An 18,631-nucleotide genomic window follows, 5' to 3' on the forward strand; every position below is an offset into this window, starting at 1 on the left:
GACAGCCCGCGCACAACGACGATGCACGGATGCTGAAGAGAGACAAAGAACAGGAGGGCCCAATGGAGGGTCCAGAAATCACCTTCGCCGAGGCGAAGATCGACAACGGCTCGTTCGGCACCCGCACGGTGCGCTTCGAGACCGGACGCCTGGCCAAGCAGGCCGGCGGCGCCGTCATGGCGTACCTCGACGACGACACCGCGCTGTTGTCCACCACAACCGCGGGCAGCAAGCCCAAGGAGCAGTTCGACTTCTTCCCCCTGACGGTCGACGTCGAGGAGCGGATGTATGCCGCGGGCAAGATCCCCGGCAGCTTCTTCCGTCGCGAGGGGCGTCCGTCCACCGACGCGATCCTCACCTGCCGCCTGATCGACCGGCCGCTGCGCCCCACCTTCAAGAAGGGGCTGCGCAACGAGGTCCAGGTCGTCATCACGGTCATGGGACTGAACCCGGACCACCAGTACGACGTGGTCGCCATCAACGCGGCGTCCGCCTCGACCCAGATCTCGGGCCTGCCGTTCAGCGGCCCGATCGGCGCCACCCGCGTCTCGCTCATCGACGGCCAGTGGGTCGCGTTCCCGAACTTCAGCGACAGTGAGCGTTCGGTCTTCGACATGGTCGTGGCCGGTCGCGTCGTCGGCAAGGACGACAACGGTGACGATGACGTCGCGATCATGATGGTCGAGGCCGAGTCCACCGACGCCACCTGGGACCTGGTCAAGAACCAGGGCAAGGGCGCCCCGACCGAGGAGGTCGTGGCCGAGGGCCTCGAGGCCTCCAAGAAGTTCATCGCGGCGCTGTGTGCCGCGCAGGCAGACCTCGCGTCCAAGGCTGCCAAGGAGGTGCAGGACTTCCCGGTCTTCCTGGACTACCAGGACGACGCCTACGACGCCGTCGAGGCCGCCGTCTCCGCCGACCTGGGCGCCGCGCTGCAGATCGCGGGCAAGCAGGAGCGCGAGAGCAGGCTCGACGAGATCAAGTCGGCCATGAAGGTCTCGCTCGCCGGCAACGGAGATGACGCGGACGCTTCCGCTGGTGCTTTCGCCGGCCGGGAGAAGGAGCTGTCGGCGGCGTTCCGCGCCGTGCAGAAGAAGCTGATCCGTCAGCGGATCCTCACCGACAAGGTGCGCATCGACGGCCGCGGGCTGGCCGACATCCGGGCGCTCTCGGCCGAGGTCGAGGTGCTGCCGCGGGTGCACGGTTCGGCGATCTTCGAGCGCGGCGAGACCCAGATCATGGGTGTCACCACGCTGAACATGCTGCGCATGGAGCAGATGCTCGACACCCTCTCGCCGGTGACGCGCAAGCGCTACATGCACAACTACAACTTCCCGCCCTACAGCACCGGTGAGACCGGTCGCGTCGGGAGCCCGAAGCGCCGCGAGATCGGTCACGGCGCCCTCGCCGAGCGGGCCCTGATGCCCGTGCTGCCGACGCGCGAGGAGTTCCCCTACGCGATCCGCCAGGTCTCCGAGGCGCTCGGCTCCAACGGCTCGACCTCGATGGGCTCGGTCTGCGCCTCGACGCTGTCGCTGCTCAACGCCGGTGTGCCGCTGCGCGCCCCGGTCGCGGGCATCGCCATGGGTCTCGTCTCCGCGGAGGTCGACGGTCAGACGCAGTATGCGGCACTGACCGACATCCTCGGCGCCGAGGACGCGTTCGGTGACATGGACTTCAAGGTCGCCGGCACGCGGGAGTTCGTCACCGCGATCCAGCTCGACACCAAGCTCGACGGCATCCCCGCCTCGGTGCTCGGTGGCGCGCTCACCCAGGCCCGCGACGCGCGCCTGCACATCCTGGACGTCATGAACGAGGCCATCGACGTGCCCGACGAGATGAGCCCCTACGCTCCTCGCGTCATCAGCGTCACGGTCCCGGTCGACAAGATCGGCGAGGTCATCGGCCCGAAGGGCAAGATGATCAACCAGATCCAGGACGAGACCGGCGCGCAGATCTCGATCGAGGACGACGGCACCATCTACATCGGTGCCACCGACGGCCCCTCGGCCGACGCCGCTCGGGCGCAGATCAACGCGATCGCCAACCCGCAGATGCCCGAGGTGGGCGAGCGCTTCCTGGGGACCGTGGTCAAGACCACGACCTTCGGCGCGTTCATCTCGCTGCTGCCGGGCAAGGACGGCCTGCTGCACATCTCCGAGGTGCGCAAGCTGGTCGGCGGCAAGCGGATCGACGCGGTCGAGGACGTGCTGTCCATCGGCCAGAAGATCCAGGTCGAGCTCAAGGAGATCGACCCGCGCGGCAAGCTGTCGCTCGCGGCGGTCCTCGCCGACGACGCAGGTGCCGAGGCCCCGGCCACGGCGTCCGCTCCGGCGCAGGAGGCCCCGGCGCAGGAGGCTCCGGCGGCCGACTCCGGTTCCGAGGACGGCGACGCTGCCGCCGACTCCGGTTCGGAGGGTGGCAACCGTCCCCGTCGCAACCGTCGCCGTCGCGGCGGCAAGGGTGGCGGCGACAACGCGGCTCCGGCGACGTCGGAGGACGCAGCCGGCTGACGACGATGGCGTGAGAATCGAGCGTAGCGAGGCTCGGAGCGTCGAGGAGTCGGCCGCGACAAGATGGCTGACGAAGAAGGCGTGAGAATCGAGCGTAGCGAGGCTCGGAGCGCCGAGGAGTCGGCCGCGACAAGATGGCTGACGGAGGCGTGAGAATCGAGCGTAGCGAGGCTCGGACGGCCCGGCACACCTGGTGGTGTGCCGGGCCGCTCTCGTTGGCACACACGAACCATGGCCAACCAGGGGGCTGGCGGAACCCCCGTCGGGAGATCGGCCGGCCGGCGGCGCCGCCCACGTTCGTCGGGCACGATAGAAGGCGACGACCGTGGTCGGACGAAGGAGGGACATGGGAGCCGCCGAACGTCTTGACGCCTACCAACGCAAGCACCCGTGGGCAGGCTTCCCACTGGCGGTCGTCTACAAGTTCTTCGACGACCAGGGCGCCTACCTGGCGGCGCTCATCACCTACTACGGCTTCCTCTCGCTCTTCCCGTTGTTGCTGCTCCTGTCCTCCATCCTCGGATTCGTCCTCCAGAACGACCCGGCGCTGCAGCACCAGATCCTCGACTCGGCCCTTCGACAGGTCCCCGTGATCGGCCGGCAGCTCGACCAGCCGGGCGGTCTCAGCGGCAGCGTCGCCGCCGTCGTGGTCGGCGTCGCCGTAGCGATCTACGGCGCGCTGGGAATCGCCCAGGCACTGCAGAACGCGATGAACGTGTGCTGGGCAGTGCCGAGGCACCGCCGGCCGAACCCCTTCCTGGCCCGACTGCGCAGCCTGATGCTGATCGGCACCGCCGGGTTGGCCCTGATCGGCACCACGGTGCTCTCGGCACTCGGAGCCGCGGCGGGCGCCTACGGCGTCGACCTGGGCTGGATCGGGCAGGTGCTGCTGCTGGCTGGATCGGTCCTGGTCAACGCCGCGGTCTTCGTCCTGGCCTTCCGCATCTCGACGGCGCATCGCCAGACCGTGCGCCAAGCGGCCCCGGGGGCGCTGACCGCGGCAGTCGTGTGGCAGGTGCTGCAGGCCTTCGGCACGACCTACGCCGGGCACGTCGTCAGGGACTCCAGCGACACCTACGGCGTCTTCGCGGTGGTCCTCGGACTGCTGGGCTGGATCTTCCTCGGCGCCGTCGGCGTGGTGCTGGCCGTGGAGCTCAACGTGGTGCGGGCCAAGCGGCTCTATCCGCGGGCGCTGCTCACGCCCTTCACCGACGACGTGCAGCTGACGGACGCGGACGAGCGTGCCTACCGTGGCTCGGCTCGCGCGCAGCAGCTCAAGGGCTTCCAGTCGGTGAAGGTCACGTTCAACAAGCAGATCAGCCGGCGCGAGGGCGAGCAGCCGAGGCCCGACCCGGATGACCGCGAGGGGTCCGGCCCGTGAACAAGGGCGTGCGGTGCACCCGGGTCGGTCTCGAGATCGCCGCGGACGCGGCGAACGGCATACCGGTGGGGGTTGGTCAGCGAGGCGCAGTCGGCGCCGCCCGACGCGCTCCTGCCTAGACTCCGGTCATGGCCGCCGCCGAGACCCGACTGCTGGTGCTCGGTGCCGTCATGCTGTTCGAGCCGGTCAACGGCTACCAGATCCGCAGGGAGCTGATGTCCTGGCGGATCGACGAATGGGCCCACATCAAGCCCGGGTCCATCTACTCCTCGCTCTCGACGCTGACCGGGCAAGGGCACCTGGCGCGGCACGATCTGGTCGACGGCGGGCGGGACGTCGCGGTCTACACGGTGACCGACGGCGGCAAGGCCGAGTTCGCACGCCTCTTCCGTGACGCGATGGAGCGGGTCGACCCGCTGGCGCCGCTCGCCTTCCACACCGCTGTGCTGCTGTTGCCGATGGTGAGCCGGGCGGACTTCATCGACCTGCTCGAACGTCGGTTGGAGGCGCTTCGCCGCGCGCACACCGAACGGCTCACCGCGCCGGCCGAGGGCGACCCGGACGCCAGCCCGCCACACCTGCCGGCGGTCGCTGACCTGTGGTCGCGGATGGACCGGACCGAGCGCGAGTGGCTCGAGCAGCTGCTCGACCAGGTCCGGGACGGATCCTTCGCCTTCGCGGGGGAGCCGACCCGCTGGGCCCCGCCGCCGGACGACCCCGGTTGGCAGATGGACGCCGACCGGCGGCGCTACCGGCAGCTTCTGCGCGGCTGACGGCGCTGTCCTCGCGTCCTGCACGCAGGGGCGTCAAGAAGATCGTGACAACACGCTATATCGCGATATATCGTATGTGCCGTGCCTGCGGTTGGCCCGATGAGTTACACGTTCTCTGCTGGCCCACCCATCGGCGCCGCCCGGTTCGGCCGGGTGACGAATTCGCTTGACAAGGACTGTGATCAAGTTTGAATATTTGAGGTTCAAGCTTGATCAGATGTGACGAGGGAGCACCCATGATCCATGCACGAGGTCTGGTCCAGACGTTCCAGGCCGGCAAGGGCAAGCGCAAGAGCGAGGTCCGCGCCGTCGACGGAGTCGACCTCGACGTCGCCGAGGGTGAGGTGGTCGGGTTCCTCGGTCCCAACGGTGCGGGCAAGACCACCACGCTGCGGATGCTCACCACGCTGCTGCGGCCGACGGCGGGCACGGCCACCGTGGCTGGGTATGACGTGGTGCGCCAGTCGCAGGACGTGCGGCGCAGCATCGGCTACGTCTCCCAGGCCGGAGGCGCGTTCAGCGGGGCCCGGGCCGGGGACGAGGTGATGGACCACGGGATGCTCTACGGGCGGTCCAGGGCTGAGGTGCAGCGCCGTGGCCACGAGCTGTTCGACCAGTTCCAGCTGGACGGACTGTGGGAGCGGATGCCCAAGAACATGTCCGGCGGTCAGAAGCGACGCCTCGACATCGTCATGGGCCTGATCCACGAGCCCACACTCGTCTTCCTCGACGAACCGACCACCGGCCTGGACCCGCAGGCACGCGCCAACCTGTGGCAGCACATCGCCGAGCTGCGGACGCGGCGGGGAGCCACCGTCTTCCTCACCACGCACTACCTCGACGAGGCGGACGTGCTCAGCGACCGGATCGTCATCATCGATCGCGGTCGCATCGTCGCCTCGGACACGGCGGACAATCTCAAGGCGCAGGTCTCCGGTGACCTGGTGGACCTCGAGATCCTTGACCCGCGGCAGCTGGGAGTGGCGGCCGAGCGCGTCGCCGCGGTCACCGACGGCAGGGCCAGGCCCGAGGTCGATGGCAGCCATGTCCGCGGGCGAGTGCCTCGGGCCGGCCGCGTGGTGCCCTCGCTGCTGCGCGACCTCACCACCGCGGGTGTGACCCTGGAGTCGATCGAGGTCATCCGTCCCACGCTGGACGACGTGTTCCTCTCCCTGACCGGACGCTCGCTGCGCGACGCCCAGGATGCGAGCGCCGACGACGGTCCCGAGCCCACCGACCACGAGCTCGAAGGAGCCCTGACATGACCTTCCTGAGGGAATCCTCGATCGTCTTCCGCCGCCAGCTGCGGATGAACCTGCGCAACCCGGCCTGGGTGATCATCGGCATGCTCCAACCGGTGCTCTACCTGCTGCTCTTCGGCCCGTTGCTCAAGGACGTGGTCAAGACCTTCGGCTACGACAACGCCTACACCTTCTTCGTGCCGGGGCTACTCGTGCAGCTGGGCATCTTCGGCGCGTTCTTCGCCGGCTTCAGCCTGATCGGGGAGTGGCGCGAGGGCGTCATCGAGGCCGAGCGGGTCACCCCGGCCAGCCGGACGGCCCTTCTGATGGGCCGCTTGTGGCGCGACCTGACCCAGCTGCTGGTGCAGGCGATCATCCTCGTGGCGCTCGGCTACCTCATGGGCATGCGCGCCTCGTGGCAGGGCGCGGTGCTCGGAGTCGTGCTCACGCTGCTGATCGGCGGGGCCTGCGCCGCGTCGTCGAACGCGCTCGCGCTCACCACCAAGAGCGAGGACGTCATGGCGCCGGTCATCAACATGGTGATGATGCCCGTCCTGCTGCTCTCCGGCATCCTGCTGCCGATGACGATCGGGCCGAAGTGGCTGTTGGACGTGAGCGACGTGATGCCGACCCGGCACGTGGTCGACGCCGTGCGAGGACTCTTCACCGGCGGCGCGGGCTCCGAGCTGGCCTGGGGGACCGGGTGGGCGATCGTGCTGTGTGCGCTGGGCGTCTGGTGGGGCACCGCTACCTTCCGCCGCGAGAACGCCTGAGCCACCTGTCGATCGGCTCCGTCTCGGCACGGCCCGCCGGAAATGGTGTGACCGGAAGGCCGGGTGGCGCATACCGTGCCCGCCATGACCTCACGCATCTCGCACACCACCGTCAACGCCCTCAACGCCTACGACCAGTCGGTCTGGTGGTCAAAGGTGCTCGGCTGGACCGAGATCCCCGACGACCCGAACGAGCCCAGCCACGAGGAGTGCATGATCATCGATCCGGACGGGCCGGGGCAGTTGCTCTTCATCGACGTGCCCGACGCCAAGCAGCTGCGCAACCGGATCCACCTCGACCTGCGGCCCACGGACCGCACCCGTGATGAGGAGGTGGAGCGGTTGCTCGGTCTCGGTGCCACGTTGGTGGACGACCAGCGGCAGCCGGACGGTGGCTGGGCCGTGCTCGCCGACCCCGAGGGCAACGAGTTCTGCATCCTGCGCAGCGACGTCGAACGTGCTGCCGCCCGCTGAGTCCGCGAAGCCTCGTCCGATCACCCCGACGGTCGTCCGGGCCGGCCGGGAGCCTGCCCGTGATGGGTGGACGAGAACCACGTCACCATCCCGAAGAACCAGACGGCTCCGAGAACCAGGGTGACGAGCAGGATCTGGGTCCAGGGCGGAGGAGCCAGCCACCCGATGCCGAGGACGACCGCGGCCGCCACCGCCAGGGCGACGGACACCGGCCGGTACACCGCAGCAAGGTCATGCCAGTCGGCCAGCGAGGTTGCCAGGACGACGAGGGCCAGGACGCCGACGGCGACCGACAGCGACAGCACCAGGGGAGCCGGGTCAGGCGCGTGACCGCTCGACGCGTGATCGACCATGCTGACCATCACCGCGCCGGTGGCTGCGATGGTCATCGTCACCGGCAGGTGCCCGACGACCCAACGGGACAAGGCCCCGCGCCGGGAGGCGACCCGCCGAGCCCCGACGAAATCGAAATAGCTCCACCAGTAGGCGAACCCGACGCCGAGGCCGAGGATGCCCGTGACCACCGCGACCGGCGTCCGGCCAGCATCGGCGATGCCGGCCACGACGCCGACCACCACCTCTCCGAGGACGATGATCGTGAACAGGTCGAACCTCTCGATCATCGACTCGCTGGCGCTGAGGCTCGTGTCTCGGGTGGCACCGTTGCGCCAGTCCAGGACCGTGATGCCGCCGAGCCACCCCACCACGACCACCGCCCAGACGGCCAACCGCATCCCATCCGGCAGCGCCGCGCTGAGCGCCATGACCGTCGCCGAGACGAGGACCCCGAGGATGTAGGGCGTCGTGATGCGACGAAAGGCCCGGTCGTCCTGGCGCCGCACCGAGTACCAGAGCCAGCCGAGCAGAAACAGGTAGATCGCGTAGACGACGGCGAAGGCCGGGCCGTCGCCTGCGGTGGCGCCGCCGGTGAACACCGCGAGCAGAGCGAGGACCCCCATCTGCAGGAAGACATACGAGCGGGTCCGGCCCTCCGCCCGGCCGTGCAGGTCGTGGTAGATCGCGCCGTTGACCCAGGCGAACCAGATCAGACCGAAGACGACGGTGAAGCGGCCCAGGCCCGCCCAGGTCACCTGCTCGGACAGGTGTCGAGCCGCCTGGCCCACGACCACGACGTAGACCAGGTCGTAGAAGAGCTCGAGGAAACTGACTTCGCGACCCACGATGACGTCGCCGTGGGCCCTCGGCGGCTGCCAGAAGGAGCGGCCGAACGCTCCCGCGGACGCCCAGGAGACGGCCCTGTGCCCTACTCGATCCGGCATGTGCGCCCCTCGGTGTCGGCGGCTCTGCCCTGAGCGATCTTCCCGCACCTCGGGGAACGGGGCGGGTCAATCCGCCAGCAGGACGATCATCGTCCGGAATCGATGCGAGGCTGCGCAGATGAGCACGTCGACGAAAGCCAGGATCACGTGGACGCAGGCGCTGGCCTGGCGGATGGGGCGACACCTGCTCGACCCGGTCGGGTCCGAGTCGGCGGCCGGCGTCGTCCGCCGGCTCGGTGCGGTCCTCTCGATGGACGAGGCCCTCGCCGAGCTTGCGGTCAGGACACGACGCAACGCCTCCAGGGCCGGCGAGCTCGCGCAGGCGCTGGCGGATGGGGCGGTGATCAAGGCGTTCGTCTTCCGCGGGTCGATGCACTACCTGTCGGCCGAGGACGGCGGCGTGTACCTCGCGCTCCGATCGGCCGGGCGGCAGTGGGAGCTGCCGAGCTGGGTGGAGCACTACCGGCTCAGGCCGTCGGACTGGCCCGACTTCCGGGCCGCGGTGCGGGAGGCTCTCAGCGACGGGCCGTTGACCGTCCACGAGCTCGGTGATGCGCTGACCCGACACCGCGCGTACCGCCACCTGAAGCCGGTCTTCGACGAGGGCGCGGGCACCTTGATCAAGCCGCTGACCTGGCAGGGGGACATGGCCTTCGGTCCAGCCCGCGACGGACAGCACACCTTCCAGCGCCTCGACGACAACCCGCTCTGGCGGGGCATCCCGGACCTCGAGGACGCGGGACCGCGGGCCGTCACCGCCTATTTCCGGACCTACGGCCCTGCCACTCTCGAGCACGTGCACTACTGGCTCGGCGATGGGCTGAGCGCGGGTCGCAAGCGACTTAACGGCTGGATCTCCGGGCTGGGTGACCGCCTGGTCACGGTCGATGTCGAGGGGACCACCGCGTACGTCATGCGGGAGGACGTCGACGAACTCGCCGCGGTGCAGCCGTCAGAGGCCGTGCGGTTCCTTCCCGGGCACGACCAGTGGGTGATCGGTCCCGGCACCAAGGACGTCAAGGTCACCCCGTCGTCGAGACGCGATGCCGTCACCCGCAAGGCCAACCCGCTGATCGTCGGTGGCGTCGTCTGTGGGACGTGGGCTCTCAAGCGCGACGAGCTCACGGTCTGCTGGCTCGACCAGCGACGCCGACCCGACGTGGCCATCGCGCAGGAGGCCGAGCGACTGTCCGGCATCATCGGCCGGGACCTGCGCTTGGCACTCAGCTCGTCGTGAGCAGCTTGTCGGTCGTGGTGAAGCCGACGAGGGGGGCGTAGAGCGCCATCGCGGCGAGCGCTTGCTGGTGCGCTTCGTCGGTCGAGCCGGCACAGGCGTCGGTGACCACGGTGACGCGGGCACCGGCGTCGGCAGCCGGCAGCACGGTCGACAGCACGCAGCAGTCGGTCGCCACGCCGCAGACCACGAGGTGTGGCTCGGGGCCGGTGATCGCGGCCAGGTCGGTGCCCCATTTTCCGAAGGTCGTGGCGGAGACGGTCCGACCCGCGTGGGTCGCGATCCGGTCGTCCAGCCGGTAGACGTTCGCGTCCGGCGGCTGGAGGGCGAAGGAGAACTCCTCGTAGTAGGGGACCCACGACCCGCTCGGTCGCTGTGGCGCGACGAACCGCGTGAAGACGCAGCGCTCGCCGAAGGCCTCGGCCAGGCGAAGCGTCGCGTCCACCGACTCCTCGAACCGCGGTGCCGCCCAAGGGCTCTGGGGATCACCGAAGATGTTCTGCAGGTCGATGGCGACGAGCCAGGCGTCGTCCGGGACGCCGGTGGGGGAGCTCACGCGTCCTCGGCGACCGGCACGGCATACCCGCTCTCCTGGCGACGCACCACCGGCCGTCGTGCCAGGTAGGTGACCACGAACGACAGCGCGAGCGCGAGGATGACGCCGAGGTTGGCATAGGCCCAGTTGCCGTCCCGGCCACCGAGGCCGAGCGGCCCGAGCAGGTAGCCCTGCCAGTTGTTCCAGGCGGCGTCCTGGGCGAAGTTGTTGATGACCAGGCCCCAGCCGATGACCGACGTCACGACCATGGTGCCGATCGCGACCCAGTCGAACGAGCCATACCGGCCGCGGGAGTCGAAGAGCGCGTCGTCCTCGTAGTCCCGCCTGCGCAACGCGATGTCGGCCATCATCACGCCGGCCCAGGCCGCGAGCGGCACGCCGAGGGTGATGAGGAACGACTGGAACGGCGCGAGGAAGGTCTCGGCGAAGAACACCACGTAGATCGTGCCGAGGGTCAGGATCACTCCGTCGATCAGGGCCGCCGACGGACGGGGGATGCGGACCCCGAGGGAGAGCAGGGTGAGGCCGGAGGAGTAGATGCCGAGGACCGCGCCACTGACCAGGGCCAGCACGCTCGCGATGAGGAACGGCACGAGGAACCACGTCGGCAGGATGGTCGCGAGGGTGCCGATCGGGTCGGCGGCGATGCCGTCGGACAGCTTCTTCGACGAGCCGGCCAGCGCGATGCCGAAGATGACCAGCAGCACGGGGGCGAGGGCCCCGCCGAAGGTGTTCCAGAAGACGACCGCCGGTCCGGAGGCGTCACGGCGCTGGTAGCGGGACCAGTCGGCGGAGATGTTGATCCAGCCCAGCCCGAACCCGGTCATCACCATGACCAGGGCGCCGATCACGGCCTGGCTGGAGCCGCTCGGCAGCGAGGTCACGGTGGAGACGTCGACGTCCTTGAGGGTCAGGACGATGTAGACGATGGTCACGATCCCCGTGATCCAGGTCAGCACCGACTGCAGCTTCATGATGAAGTGGTAGCCGGCGACGGAGGCGAGGACGATCAGCGCCGCGACCACGACGCACGCACCGATCTTGGTGGCCGTGCCGCCGCCCCAGCCGAGCTCGCGGAACACGGTGGCGGTCGCCAGGGTTGCGAGGATGGCGAGGAAGGTCTCCCACCCGATGGACACGAGCCACGAGACGACGCCGGGCAGTTTCTGCCCTTGCACGCCGAACGCCGCGCGCGACAGGATCATGGTCGGTGCCGAGCCGCGCTTGCCCGCGATGGCGATGACACCGCAGGCGAGGAAGCTGAGGATGATGCCGACGACGGCGACGAAGATGGCCTGGCCGAAGGAGATGCCGAAACCCAGGATGAACGAGCCGTAGCTGATGCCGAAGACGGAGACATTGGCCGCAAACCACGGCCAGAACAGGTCGAACGGACGCGCTGTCCGCTCGGCCTCGTCGATGATCTCGATGCCGGTGGTCTCCACGCCCATCCGGCGGGTGTCGCGCGCGGTCCGCGCCGTGGTGCTCATGGTCCGAGCCTGCCAGATTCCGGGGCGTCGCGCGTCGCGCCCCACCCCGAAGGTCCTGTGACGTGACCATCGCCACGCCCGCGGGCCTGTCCTTCCGTTCCGCCAGCGGTCGGTGGGTGGTCGTCGCGACCGCTCTCGGCTCGGGGATGGCCATGCTCGACGGGTCGGTCGTCAACGTCGCGCTGCGCCAGATCGGCGAGCACCTGGATGCGAGCCTGGCCCAGCTGCAGTGGATCACCAACGGCTACCTGCTCGCCCTGGCCTCGCTCATCCTGGTCGGGGGGTCGCTGGGGGACCGCTACGGCAGACGGCGCGTCTTCCTGATCGGCGTCGGGTGGTTCGCGCTGGCGTCCGCGCTGTGCGCCGCGGCGCAGGACCCGAGTCAGCTGATCGCCGCGCGGGTCCTGCAGGGCATCGGCGGCGCACTCCTCACACCCGGCAGCCTGGCCATGATCCAGTCCGCCTTCCGCACCGAGGACCGTGGCCGGGCCATCGGAGCGTGGGCGGGCTTCGGCGGGATCGCCACCGCGGTCGGACCGTTCGTGGGCGGCTGGTTGGTCGAATACGCCAGCTGGCGCTGGGTTTTCCTGATCAACCTCCCGCTCGCCGCGGTCACCGTGCTCATCACGCTGCGCCACGCCCCGGAGAGCCGGGACACCGAGTCCGCGCAGCACTTCGACGTCGCCGGGGCGGGCCTGGCGACCCTCTCGCTGGTGGGCGTCACCTTCGCGCTCATCGAGGCGACCACCCTGCCGGTGGCGGCCGTGGCGACCAGCGCGGCCGTGGGACTGCTTGCCGGGCTCGCGTTCGTCCCGGTCGAGCAGAGGCGGCTGCACCCCATGATGCCGACGCACCTGTTCGCCAGCCGCCAGTTCAGCGCCGCCAATGGGATGACCCTGCTGGTGTATGCCGCGCTGGGCGCCTTGATGTTCTTCCTCGTCCTCCAACTTCAGACGGTGAGCGGCTACGGCCCGCTACGAGCCGGGATGGCCACCGTGCCGGTCACCGTGATGATGCTGCTGTTTGCCTCGCGCGGCGGCGAGCTGGCGACCCGCATCGGCCCGCGGCTGCCGATGACCTTGGGCCCGTTCGCGTGCGCCGCCGGTGCCGCCCTGCTCGTGGGCGTGGGCGAGCACGTGAGCTACTGGACCGAGGTGCTGCCCGGGCTCCTCGCCTTCTCGGTGGGGCTGTGCCTGCTCGTCGCGCCCCTGACGTCGACCGTCCTGGCGGCCGCCCCCGACCGCAACGCCGGCATCGCGAGCGGCATCAACAACGCCGTCGCACGCGCCGGCTCGCTGCTCGCGGTCGCGGCTCTGCCGGCGGCCGTCGGCCTCCGCGGAGACGACTACGCGCGGCCGGTGGTGTTTGCCGCCGGCTACGCGCGGGCCTTGTGGGTCTGCGTGGTGCTCCTGGCCCTGGGCGGAGTCGTCTCGTGGCTGCTGGTTCGCGACCCCGAGCGCGATGTGGGCGTGGCGGCCACGCCTGCCGACCCGGTCAGCTGCCGCACCACCCCGATGGGCGACGCCGAGCACCAGCAGCGCGACCGGGCCAACTAGTCTGACCGACGTGAGCGAACGGATCGGCGTCGCCGTCATCGGGGCGGCCGGGCGGATGGGCACGCAGGCGTGCGGCGCCATCGAGGATGCCACCGATCTCGACCTGGTCGGCCGGTTCGGCCACGCAGACGACCTCGGCGACCTGGCGGGTGCGCAGGTGGCCGTGGAGCTGACGGTTCCCGACGCCTCCCCGGCCAACGTCGCACACTGCGTCGACCGGGGCGTGCACGTGGTGGTGGGCACCACCGGATGGACCGACGACCGGCTCGAGACCCTCCGCACCCAGTTGGCCGACCACCCCGGGGTCGGCGTGCTCGTCGCGCCGAACTTCGCGATCGGCGCCCTGCTGATGATGTCCTTCGCCAGACAGGCCGCGCGCTTCTACGAGTCCGTGGAGGTCGTCGAGTTGCACCACCCGGACAAGGTCGACGCGCCCTCCGGAACGGCGTCCCGCACCGCCGCACTCATCGCCGCGGCCCGCCGTGAGGCCGACCTGCCCGCGCCGCCGGACGCCACCACCTCCGATCCGGACGGTGCGCGCGGCGCGCGGGTGGACGGCATACCGGTGCACGCGCTGCGGCTGCGTGGACGGGTCGCCCACCAGGAGGTGCTCTTCGGGGCGGCCGGCGAGGCGCTGTCGCTGCGGCACGACTCCTTCGACCGCGTCAGCTTCATGCCGGGGGTCCTCACCGGTGTCCGCGAGGTCGCCTCGCGCCCGGGCCTGACCATCGGGCTCGAGCACTACCTCGGGCTGGCCTGAGCGTGGCAGGGAGTATGCCGTGAGCGTCGCCCGCGAGCGCATCACCGCGCTGGTCACCTTCGCGATCCTGGTCTTCTACGCGGGCACCATCGGATGGCGCGGCGTGCTGCTCGTGCTCGACGGCCGGTGGCAGTCGGTGCTGCTCGGCCTCGGCGTCATCATCATCCCGCTCGTCGCGCTCTACGCGATCTGGCGGTTGGTCCTGTTCGCCCGCGACGGCGAGCGGATGATGCAGCACCTGCGATCGGGGGCCGAGCCGCTGGCGCGCGACGAGCAGTGGCGGGCACACCTGGCCAGGGCGGAGGAGTGCCGGGTCGCGCGCGATCGCCAGGGTGAGCAGTCGGCATACCGGCAGGCGGTGCGGGCCTGGCGCCTCTCCCGGTCCTGACCATCCGCCGCCGCGGTGGCCCGGGGGCTGACCTCGCTCAGGACGTCCTGCGTTCGGGCGGTCGGGGCACCCACACCGCAGGACGTCCTGAGGCTCGACCCGCAGGTCGGCCAGGGATGTCCTGCGTTCGGGCGGTCGGGGCGCCCACACCGCAGGACGTCCTGAGGCTCGACCCGCAGGTCAGCCCCAGCCGAAGGCACGCAGTGCCGCCGCTGTCGCCGCGGCCAGGATGATGACCACGAGGAAGGGCGCGCGCAGCAGCAGCGCCACGACCGCCACGCCGACCGCGGCCGCGCGCGCATCGAGGATCGGCGCGCCGCCGCTCGTCGTGAAGGCCTGGGTCATGACCAGGGCCGACAGCAGCGCCACCGGGAGCAGCCCGGTCACACGGGAGATCCGGGGCCCGTCGAGCCAGTGGTGGGGGACGACGTAACCGCCCAGCTTCAGCAGGAACGACAGGGCGCTCGCGACCAGGACGGTCGCCCACAGGCTCATCGCGTCGTCCTCATCGCGTCGCCGGAGCGGGTCGACCGGGCCGCAGGCCGACCACCACGGCAGCGACCGCCGCCACCAGGACCGGTATGCCGGCCGGTGCCGCGGGAGCGACGAGCAGGGCGAGCACGGCGGCCAGGGCCGCGGCGGCGCGCCCGTCCCTGGAGCGCAACCTCGGCCACAACAGCGCACAGAAGGCTGCCGCGGCGGCCGCGTCCAGACCGTACTGCCGCGGGTCACCGAGCAGGTCGCCGATGAGGGCGCCGACGAAGGTCATCAGGTTCCAGAGCACGAAGACGGCGCCGCCGGTCACCCAGAAGCCGAGCCGGCCAGCGGCCGGCTCGGGTTGGCCGACCGCGACTGCGGTCGACTCGTCGATGGTCAGCTGGGCGGCCGCGAGGCGGCGCAGTCCGTGTGCCCCGAGGATCCGGGAGACCTGCAGCCCGTAGAGGCCGTTGCGGATGCCGAGCAGCGTCGAGGTCGTGATCGCCGCGGCGCCGGAGCCGCCCGCCGCGATGACGCCCACCAGGGCGAACTGCGAACCGCCGCTGAACAGCAGCAGCGACAGGGCCATCGCCTGCCACAGGGACAGGCCCGCGGCGACGGCGAGCGCGCCGATGCTGATGCCGTATGCCCCGGTGGCGACCCCGACGGAGAGCCCCTGTCGCAGCACGGCGCGTCGACGCTCGGCGGGCAGGCTCGGCGACGGTGCCCCGCCGTCGGTCACGGCGTCGACAGGTCTACTGCGAGGCGGACCTCGCGGACCACCGACCCGTCGGGGTCGATGACGCGGTCACGGAAGGCGCCGTCCGGCGCGAGGCCCGCCACCTCGAGGAAGGCCCGAGTGGTCTCGTCGGTGGCGAGCAGCCAGGCCACACACTGCTCGAACCCGACCACGCGCATGGTGTCCACGGCCGCGTTCAGCAGCCGCGAGCCATGGCCGACACGTCGGGCCTGCGGGTGGACCCCGAGCGTGAGCAGCTCGCCGTGGTCCGCGCCGGCGTCGGGGTCGCCGCTCGGGCCGAGGGCCACGAAGCCGACCACCTGCGGACCGGCACAGGCCACGAGCAACCGGTGCCGTGAGCTGGGCGGCTCCTCGAGGGTGGCGCGCCAGGCCTTGGCGAACGACTGCTCCTCGAACTGCACCAGCAGCTCGGGGGAGAGGATCTCGGCGTAGGCGTCCTCCCACACCGCCGCCTGCACGCGCCCCACCGCCGGCGCGTCGCTGGTCCTGGCCGTGCGCACACTCGCATCGGCGATCGGGCCGTCCGACGACCCGTGCTGGTGCTCGTGGTCGTGCTCGTGCGGCTCCGTCGTGGTCATCGAGCCATCCTCTCAGGTGGAGCGCTTGTGACACTTTTGGACCCATATTGCAAGCAGATGTAACAACCCGGCATACTGGAGGCATGTACGGCAACGACTTCATCGACCCCGACGAGCCCCTCAACGCCGCCGAGTCGGGGGAGTACGACCAGACCGTCGCCGATGGCGCCGAAAGCGCACAGCGCGGCGACGGGATGTCGTTCGACGAGCTGATCGCCGCCGACAAGCGGATCGAGCCGCGCGACGACATGCCGGACGCCTACCGGCAGACGTTGATCCGGCAGATCGCGCAGCACGCGCACTCCGAGATCATCGGCATGCAGCCCGAGGGCAACTGGATCACCCGCGCTCCGTCGTTGCGGCGCAAGGCGATCCTGATGGCCAAGGTGCAGGACGAGGCCGGCCACGGGCTCTACCTCTACAGCGCCGCCGAGACGCTGGGCGTCGACCGGGCCGAGCTGCTCGACAAGCTGATGAGCGGCAGGCAGAAGTACTCCTCGATCTTCAACTACCCCACGCTCACCTGGGCAGACTGCGGTGCCATCGGGTGGCTGGTCGACGGGGCGGCCATCATGAACCAGGTGCCGCTGTGCCGGTGCTCCTACGGCCCGTACGCCCGGGCCATGATCCGGGTCTGCAAGGAGGAGTCCTTCCACCAGCGGCAGGGCTTCGAGATCCTGTGGAACCTCGCGCGCGGCACCGACGAGCAGAAGGCGATGGCCCAGGACGCGGCCGACCGCTGGTGGTGGCCGTCGCTGATGATGTTCGGCCCGCCCGACACCGGTGACGCCGCCGCCCAAGGAGGCCACACCGAGCAGAACATGGCCTGGGGCATCAAGCGATTCAGCAACGACGACCTCCGGCAGAAGTTCATCGACATGATGGTGCCCCAGGCCCAGAAGCTCGGTCTCAAGCTGCCCGACCCTGACCTCGCCTGGAACGAGGAGCGTGGTCACTGGGACTTCGGGCCGATCGACTGGGACGAGTTCTGGCGGGTCATCAAGGGCGACGGCGCCTGCAACCGCGAACGGCTCGCGTGGCGCAACGCTGCGCACGACGAGGGTGCCTGGGCGCGAGACGCCGCGAACGCCTACGCCGACAAACGCGCCGGGAAGGAACAAGCGGCATGAGCGGCGACGGACGCGGCGACGACGGAGCGGAGCGACCCCGCAGCCGAGGAGCGCGAACAGACGGCATGACCGACACCCCGACGGGCGACCAGCCCACCCCGCAGGCCGGCCGCAGCTGGCCGCTCTGGGAGGTCTTCGTCAGGGGCAAGCGGGGACTGTCGCACGTACATGTCGGCTCGCTGCACGCCCCCGACGCCCAGATGGCCCTGCGCAACGGCCGTGACCTCTACACCCGCCGGCAGGAGGGCGTCTCGCTGTGGGTCGTGCGGTCGAGCGACATCGAGGCGAGCAGCCCCGACGAGCGCGACTCGTTCTTCGACCCGGCCGCCGACAAGGTCTACCGCCATCCCACCTTCTACGACGTGCCCGACGACGTCGAATACCTGTAACACCCGCGAAGTTCTCCGCTTCGCTCCGATGCTTCGCGTGGACTTCCGAGGAAGGGCCGAAAGCGTATGAGTGACAAGGTAATCGACACGACCTCACCGGGTCGTGCCCTACCCGTGCCGAGCGCGGACGAGTTGCTGCCGCGCTACGTCCTCGGTGTGGCCGACGACGCGCTCGTCTACGCCCAGCGGCTCGGCGAGTGGATCAGCCGCGCGCCGCAGATCGAGGAGGACATGGCCCTCGGCAACATCGCGCTCGACCTGCTCGGTCAGGCCCGGGCGCTGTTGACCCGCGTCGGCGAGCTGGACGGCACCGGCCGCAGCGAGGACGACCTCGCTTACCTGCGCGACGAGCGCGATTTCCGCAACGTGCACCTCGTCGAGCAGGAGCGCAGCGACTTCGGCTTCGAGTTGGCCCGGATGCTGTGGTTCTCCTCCTACCAGTGCGAGCTGTATGCCGCGCTCACCTCCTCCACGGACGAGACGGTCGCCGGGGTGGCGCAGAAGGCGGTCAAGGAGGTCGACTACCACCGCGACCACGCCACCCAGTGGGTGCTGCGCCTCGGCGACGGGACCGTCGAGTCGCACGAGCGGATGCAGGACGCGCTGGGGCGGGTCGCGCCATACGTCTCGGAGCTGTTCGCCGACGACCCGGCCAGCCAGGCCGCGGCGGCGACCGGCCTGGGAGTGCTGCCCTCGAGCCTCGAGGCGGCGGCGACGGCATACGTCGAGCGGGTCGTGGCGGAGGCGACGCTCGAACTGCCGGAGGATGGGCGCTGGCACGCCCGCGGCGGACGCGACGGGGTGCACTCGAGGGCGATGGGCTACCTGCTGGCGCAGCTGCAGCACATCGCGCGTTCACACCCTGGGGCGCAGTGGTGAGC

At 70.3% G+C, this 18,631-nt stretch carries 19 protein-coding genes; 13 read left to right on the forward strand and 6 right to left on the reverse strand.

All coding sequences use genetic code 11. The features are described 5' to 3' along the window. Positions 1-62 precede the first annotated feature (62 nt). The 6 genes from FCN22_RS10315 to FCN22_RS10340 all read left to right on the forward strand — a co-directional run bounded on the left by FCN22_RS10315 (position 63) and on the right by FCN22_RS10340 (position 7,152). Complete coding sequence (locus tag FCN22_RS10315; RefSeq protein WP_137121467.1) at positions 63-2,510, forward strand: polyribonucleotide nucleotidyltransferase; 2,448 nt, start codon at positions 63-65, stop codon at positions 2,508-2,510. A 346-nt stretch (positions 2,511-2,856) separates the two neighbouring features. Next, on the forward strand, positions 2,857-3,891 hold the full coding sequence (locus FCN22_RS10320) for a YihY/virulence factor BrkB family protein (RefSeq protein ID WP_137121468.1): 1,035 nt from the start codon (positions 2,857-2,859) through the stop codon (positions 3,889-3,891). 128 nt (positions 3,892-4,019) lie between these two features. Then, positions 4,020-4,664: a PadR family transcriptional regulator gene (locus FCN22_RS10325; protein WP_202911516.1), complete on the forward strand. Its 645-nt coding sequence runs from the start codon at positions 4,020-4,022 to the stop codon at positions 4,662-4,664. A gap of 236 nt (positions 4,665-4,900) precedes the next feature. Beyond that, the gene (locus FCN22_RS10330) at positions 4,901-5,929 is read left to right on the forward strand and encodes an ATP-binding cassette domain-containing protein (protein WP_137121469.1); all 1,029 of its coding nucleotides are present in this window, start codon (positions 4,901-4,903) and stop codon (positions 5,927-5,929) included. Further along, entirely contained in the window at positions 5,926-6,678 is a 753-nt protein-coding gene (locus tag FCN22_RS10335; RefSeq protein WP_137121470.1) for an ABC transporter permease, read from the forward strand. The genes FCN22_RS10330 and FCN22_RS10335 overlap by 4 nt, the downstream gene beginning before the upstream one ends. A gap of 84 nt (positions 6,679-6,762) precedes the next feature. Continuing rightward, a complete protein-coding gene (locus FCN22_RS10340; RefSeq protein ID WP_137121471.1) occupies positions 6,763-7,152 on the forward strand; it encodes a VOC family protein in 390 nt (129 codons plus the stop codon). 20 nt (positions 7,153-7,172) lie between these two features. Here the strand turns inward: FCN22_RS10340 and FCN22_RS10345 are convergent, their stop codons facing one another. Then, positions 7,173-8,432 carry a low temperature requirement protein A gene (locus tag FCN22_RS10345; RefSeq protein ID WP_137121472.1) on the reverse strand — a complete coding sequence of 420 codons (1,260 nt, stop codon included), beginning with the start codon at positions 8,430-8,432 and terminating at the stop codon, positions 7,173-7,175. Between the two features lie 118 nt (positions 8,433-8,550). Between FCN22_RS10345 and FCN22_RS10350 the strand changes: the two genes are divergently transcribed. Further along, entirely contained in the window at positions 8,551-9,669 is a 1,119-nt protein-coding gene (locus FCN22_RS10350; protein ID WP_137121473.1) for a DNA glycosylase AlkZ-like family protein, read from the forward strand. On the opposite strand, the gene FCN22_RS10355 is transcribed toward FCN22_RS10350, so the two are convergent. Together FCN22_RS10355 and FCN22_RS10360 are read right to left on the reverse strand one after the other, a co-directional pair. After that, positions 9,656-10,222 carry a cysteine hydrolase family protein gene (locus tag FCN22_RS10355; protein ID WP_137121474.1) on the reverse strand — a complete coding sequence of 189 codons (567 nt, stop codon included), beginning with the start codon at positions 10,220-10,222 and terminating at the stop codon, positions 9,656-9,658. The two genes, FCN22_RS10350 and FCN22_RS10355, sit on opposite strands and share 14 nt — an antisense overlap. Next, the gene (locus FCN22_RS10360; RefSeq protein WP_137121475.1) at positions 10,219-11,712 is read right to left on the reverse strand and encodes a purine-cytosine permease family protein; all 1,494 of its coding nucleotides are present in this window, start codon (positions 11,710-11,712) and stop codon (positions 10,219-10,221) included. Before FCN22_RS10360 ends, FCN22_RS10355 begins: the two co-directional genes overlap by 4 nt. A 62-nt stretch (positions 11,713-11,774) precedes the next feature. On the opposite strand from FCN22_RS10360, the gene FCN22_RS10365 reads away from it, so the two are divergent. The 3 genes from FCN22_RS10365 to FCN22_RS10375 are packed head-to-tail and all read left to right on the forward strand — an operon-like array spanning position 11,775 to position 14,416. Further along, entirely contained in the window at positions 11,775-13,268 is a 1,494-nt protein-coding gene (locus FCN22_RS10365) for an MFS transporter (RefSeq protein ID WP_238384662.1), read from the forward strand. A gap of 10 nt (positions 13,269-13,278) precedes the next feature. Further along, a complete protein-coding gene (dapB, locus tag FCN22_RS10370) occupies positions 13,279-14,028 on the forward strand; it encodes a 4-hydroxy-tetrahydrodipicolinate reductase (RefSeq protein ID WP_137121476.1) in 750 nt (249 codons plus the stop codon). Between the two features lie 19 nt (positions 14,029-14,047). Beyond that, positions 14,048-14,416 (forward strand): hypothetical protein, encoded by a 369-nt coding sequence (locus tag FCN22_RS10375; protein WP_137121477.1) that lies wholly within the window; start codon positions 14,048-14,050, stop codon positions 14,414-14,416. 180 nt (positions 14,417-14,596) lie between these two features. Here the strand turns inward: FCN22_RS10375 and FCN22_RS10380 are convergent, their stop codons facing one another. The 3 genes from FCN22_RS10380 to FCN22_RS10390 are packed head-to-tail and all read right to left on the reverse strand — an operon-like array spanning position 14,597 to position 16,231. Beyond that, positions 14,597-14,911: an AzlD domain-containing protein gene (locus FCN22_RS10380; RefSeq protein ID WP_137121478.1), complete on the reverse strand. Its 315-nt coding sequence runs from the start codon at positions 14,909-14,911 to the stop codon at positions 14,597-14,599. Positions 14,912-14,921: 10 nt separating this feature from the next. Continuing rightward, positions 14,922-15,635 carry an AzlC family ABC transporter permease gene (locus FCN22_RS10385; RefSeq protein ID WP_137121479.1) on the reverse strand — a complete coding sequence of 238 codons (714 nt, stop codon included), beginning with the start codon at positions 15,633-15,635 and terminating at the stop codon, positions 14,922-14,924. Beyond that, complete coding sequence (locus tag FCN22_RS10390; RefSeq protein WP_137121480.1) at positions 15,632-16,231, reverse strand: GNAT family N-acetyltransferase; 600 nt, start codon at positions 16,229-16,231, stop codon at positions 15,632-15,634. The genes FCN22_RS10385 and FCN22_RS10390 overlap by 4 nt, the downstream gene beginning before the upstream one ends. A gap of 83 nt (positions 16,232-16,314) precedes the next feature. Between FCN22_RS10390 and paaA the strand changes: the two genes are divergently transcribed. The 3 genes from paaA (at position 16,315) to paaC (ending at position 18,629) form a co-directional block, all read left to right on the forward strand. Next, positions 16,315-17,361 carry a 1,2-phenylacetyl-CoA epoxidase subunit PaaA gene (gene paaA / locus FCN22_RS10395; RefSeq protein WP_137121481.1) on the forward strand — a complete coding sequence of 349 codons (1,047 nt, stop codon included), beginning with the start codon at positions 16,315-16,317 and terminating at the stop codon, positions 17,359-17,361. 65 nt (positions 17,362-17,426) lie between these two features. After that, complete coding sequence (gene paaB / locus FCN22_RS10400; protein ID WP_137121482.1) at positions 17,427-17,750, forward strand: 1,2-phenylacetyl-CoA epoxidase subunit PaaB; 324 nt, start codon at positions 17,427-17,429, stop codon at positions 17,748-17,750. A 66-nt stretch (positions 17,751-17,816) separates the two neighbouring features. Continuing rightward, a complete protein-coding gene (gene paaC, locus FCN22_RS10405; RefSeq protein WP_137121483.1) occupies positions 17,817-18,629 on the forward strand; it encodes a 1,2-phenylacetyl-CoA epoxidase subunit PaaC in 813 nt (270 codons plus the stop codon). The last annotated feature ends 2 nt before the right edge of the window (positions 18,630-18,631 follow it).

Source organism: Segeticoccus rhizosphaerae (assembly GCF_005222685.1).
In the GTDB taxonomy this organism is placed as follows: domain Bacteria; phylum Actinomycetota; class Actinomycetes; order Actinomycetales; family Dermatophilaceae; genus Segeticoccus; species Segeticoccus rhizosphaerae.

Coding starts and splice junctions, on each gene's coding strand:
- paaB (WP_137121482.1), top strand. CDS start 17,427: ATGACCGACACCCCGACGGGCGACCAGCCCACCCCGCAGGCCGGCCGC.
- paaC (WP_137121483.1), top strand. CDS start 17,817: ATGAGTGACAAGGTAATCGACACGACCTCACCGGGTCGTGCCCTACCC.
- FCN22_RS10390 (WP_137121480.1), bottom strand. CDS start 16,231: ATGACCACGACGGAGCCGCACGAGCACGACCACGAGCACCAGCACGGG.
- FCN22_RS10325 (WP_202911516.1), top strand. CDS start 4,020: ATGGCCGCCGCCGAGACCCGACTGCTGGTGCTCGGTGCCGTCATGCTG.
- FCN22_RS10335 (WP_137121470.1), top strand. CDS start 5,926: ATGACCTTCCTGAGGGAATCCTCGATCGTCTTCCGCCGCCAGCTGCGG.
- FCN22_RS10360 (WP_137121475.1), bottom strand. CDS start 11,712: ATGAGCACCACGGCGCGGACCGCGCGCGACACCCGCCGGATGGGCGTG.
- FCN22_RS10315 (WP_137121467.1), top strand. CDS start 63: ATGGAGGGTCCAGAAATCACCTTCGCCGAGGCGAAGATCGACAACGGC.
- FCN22_RS10380 (WP_137121478.1), bottom strand. CDS start 14,911: ATGAGCCTGTGGGCGACCGTCCTGGTCGCGAGCGCCCTGTCGTTCCTG.
- FCN22_RS10340 (WP_137121471.1), top strand. CDS start 6,763: ATGACCTCACGCATCTCGCACACCACCGTCAACGCCCTCAACGCCTAC.
- FCN22_RS10345 (WP_137121472.1), bottom strand. CDS start 8,432: ATGCCGGATCGAGTAGGGCACAGGGCCGTCTCCTGGGCGTCCGCGGGA.
- FCN22_RS10350 (WP_137121473.1), top strand. CDS start 8,551: ATGAGCACGTCGACGAAAGCCAGGATCACGTGGACGCAGGCGCTGGCC.
- FCN22_RS10320 (WP_137121468.1), top strand. CDS start 2,857: ATGGGAGCCGCCGAACGTCTTGACGCCTACCAACGCAAGCACCCGTGG.
- paaA (WP_137121481.1), top strand. CDS start 16,315: ATGTACGGCAACGACTTCATCGACCCCGACGAGCCCCTCAACGCCGCC.
- FCN22_RS10330 (WP_137121469.1), top strand. CDS start 4,901: ATGATCCATGCACGAGGTCTGGTCCAGACGTTCCAGGCCGGCAAGGGC.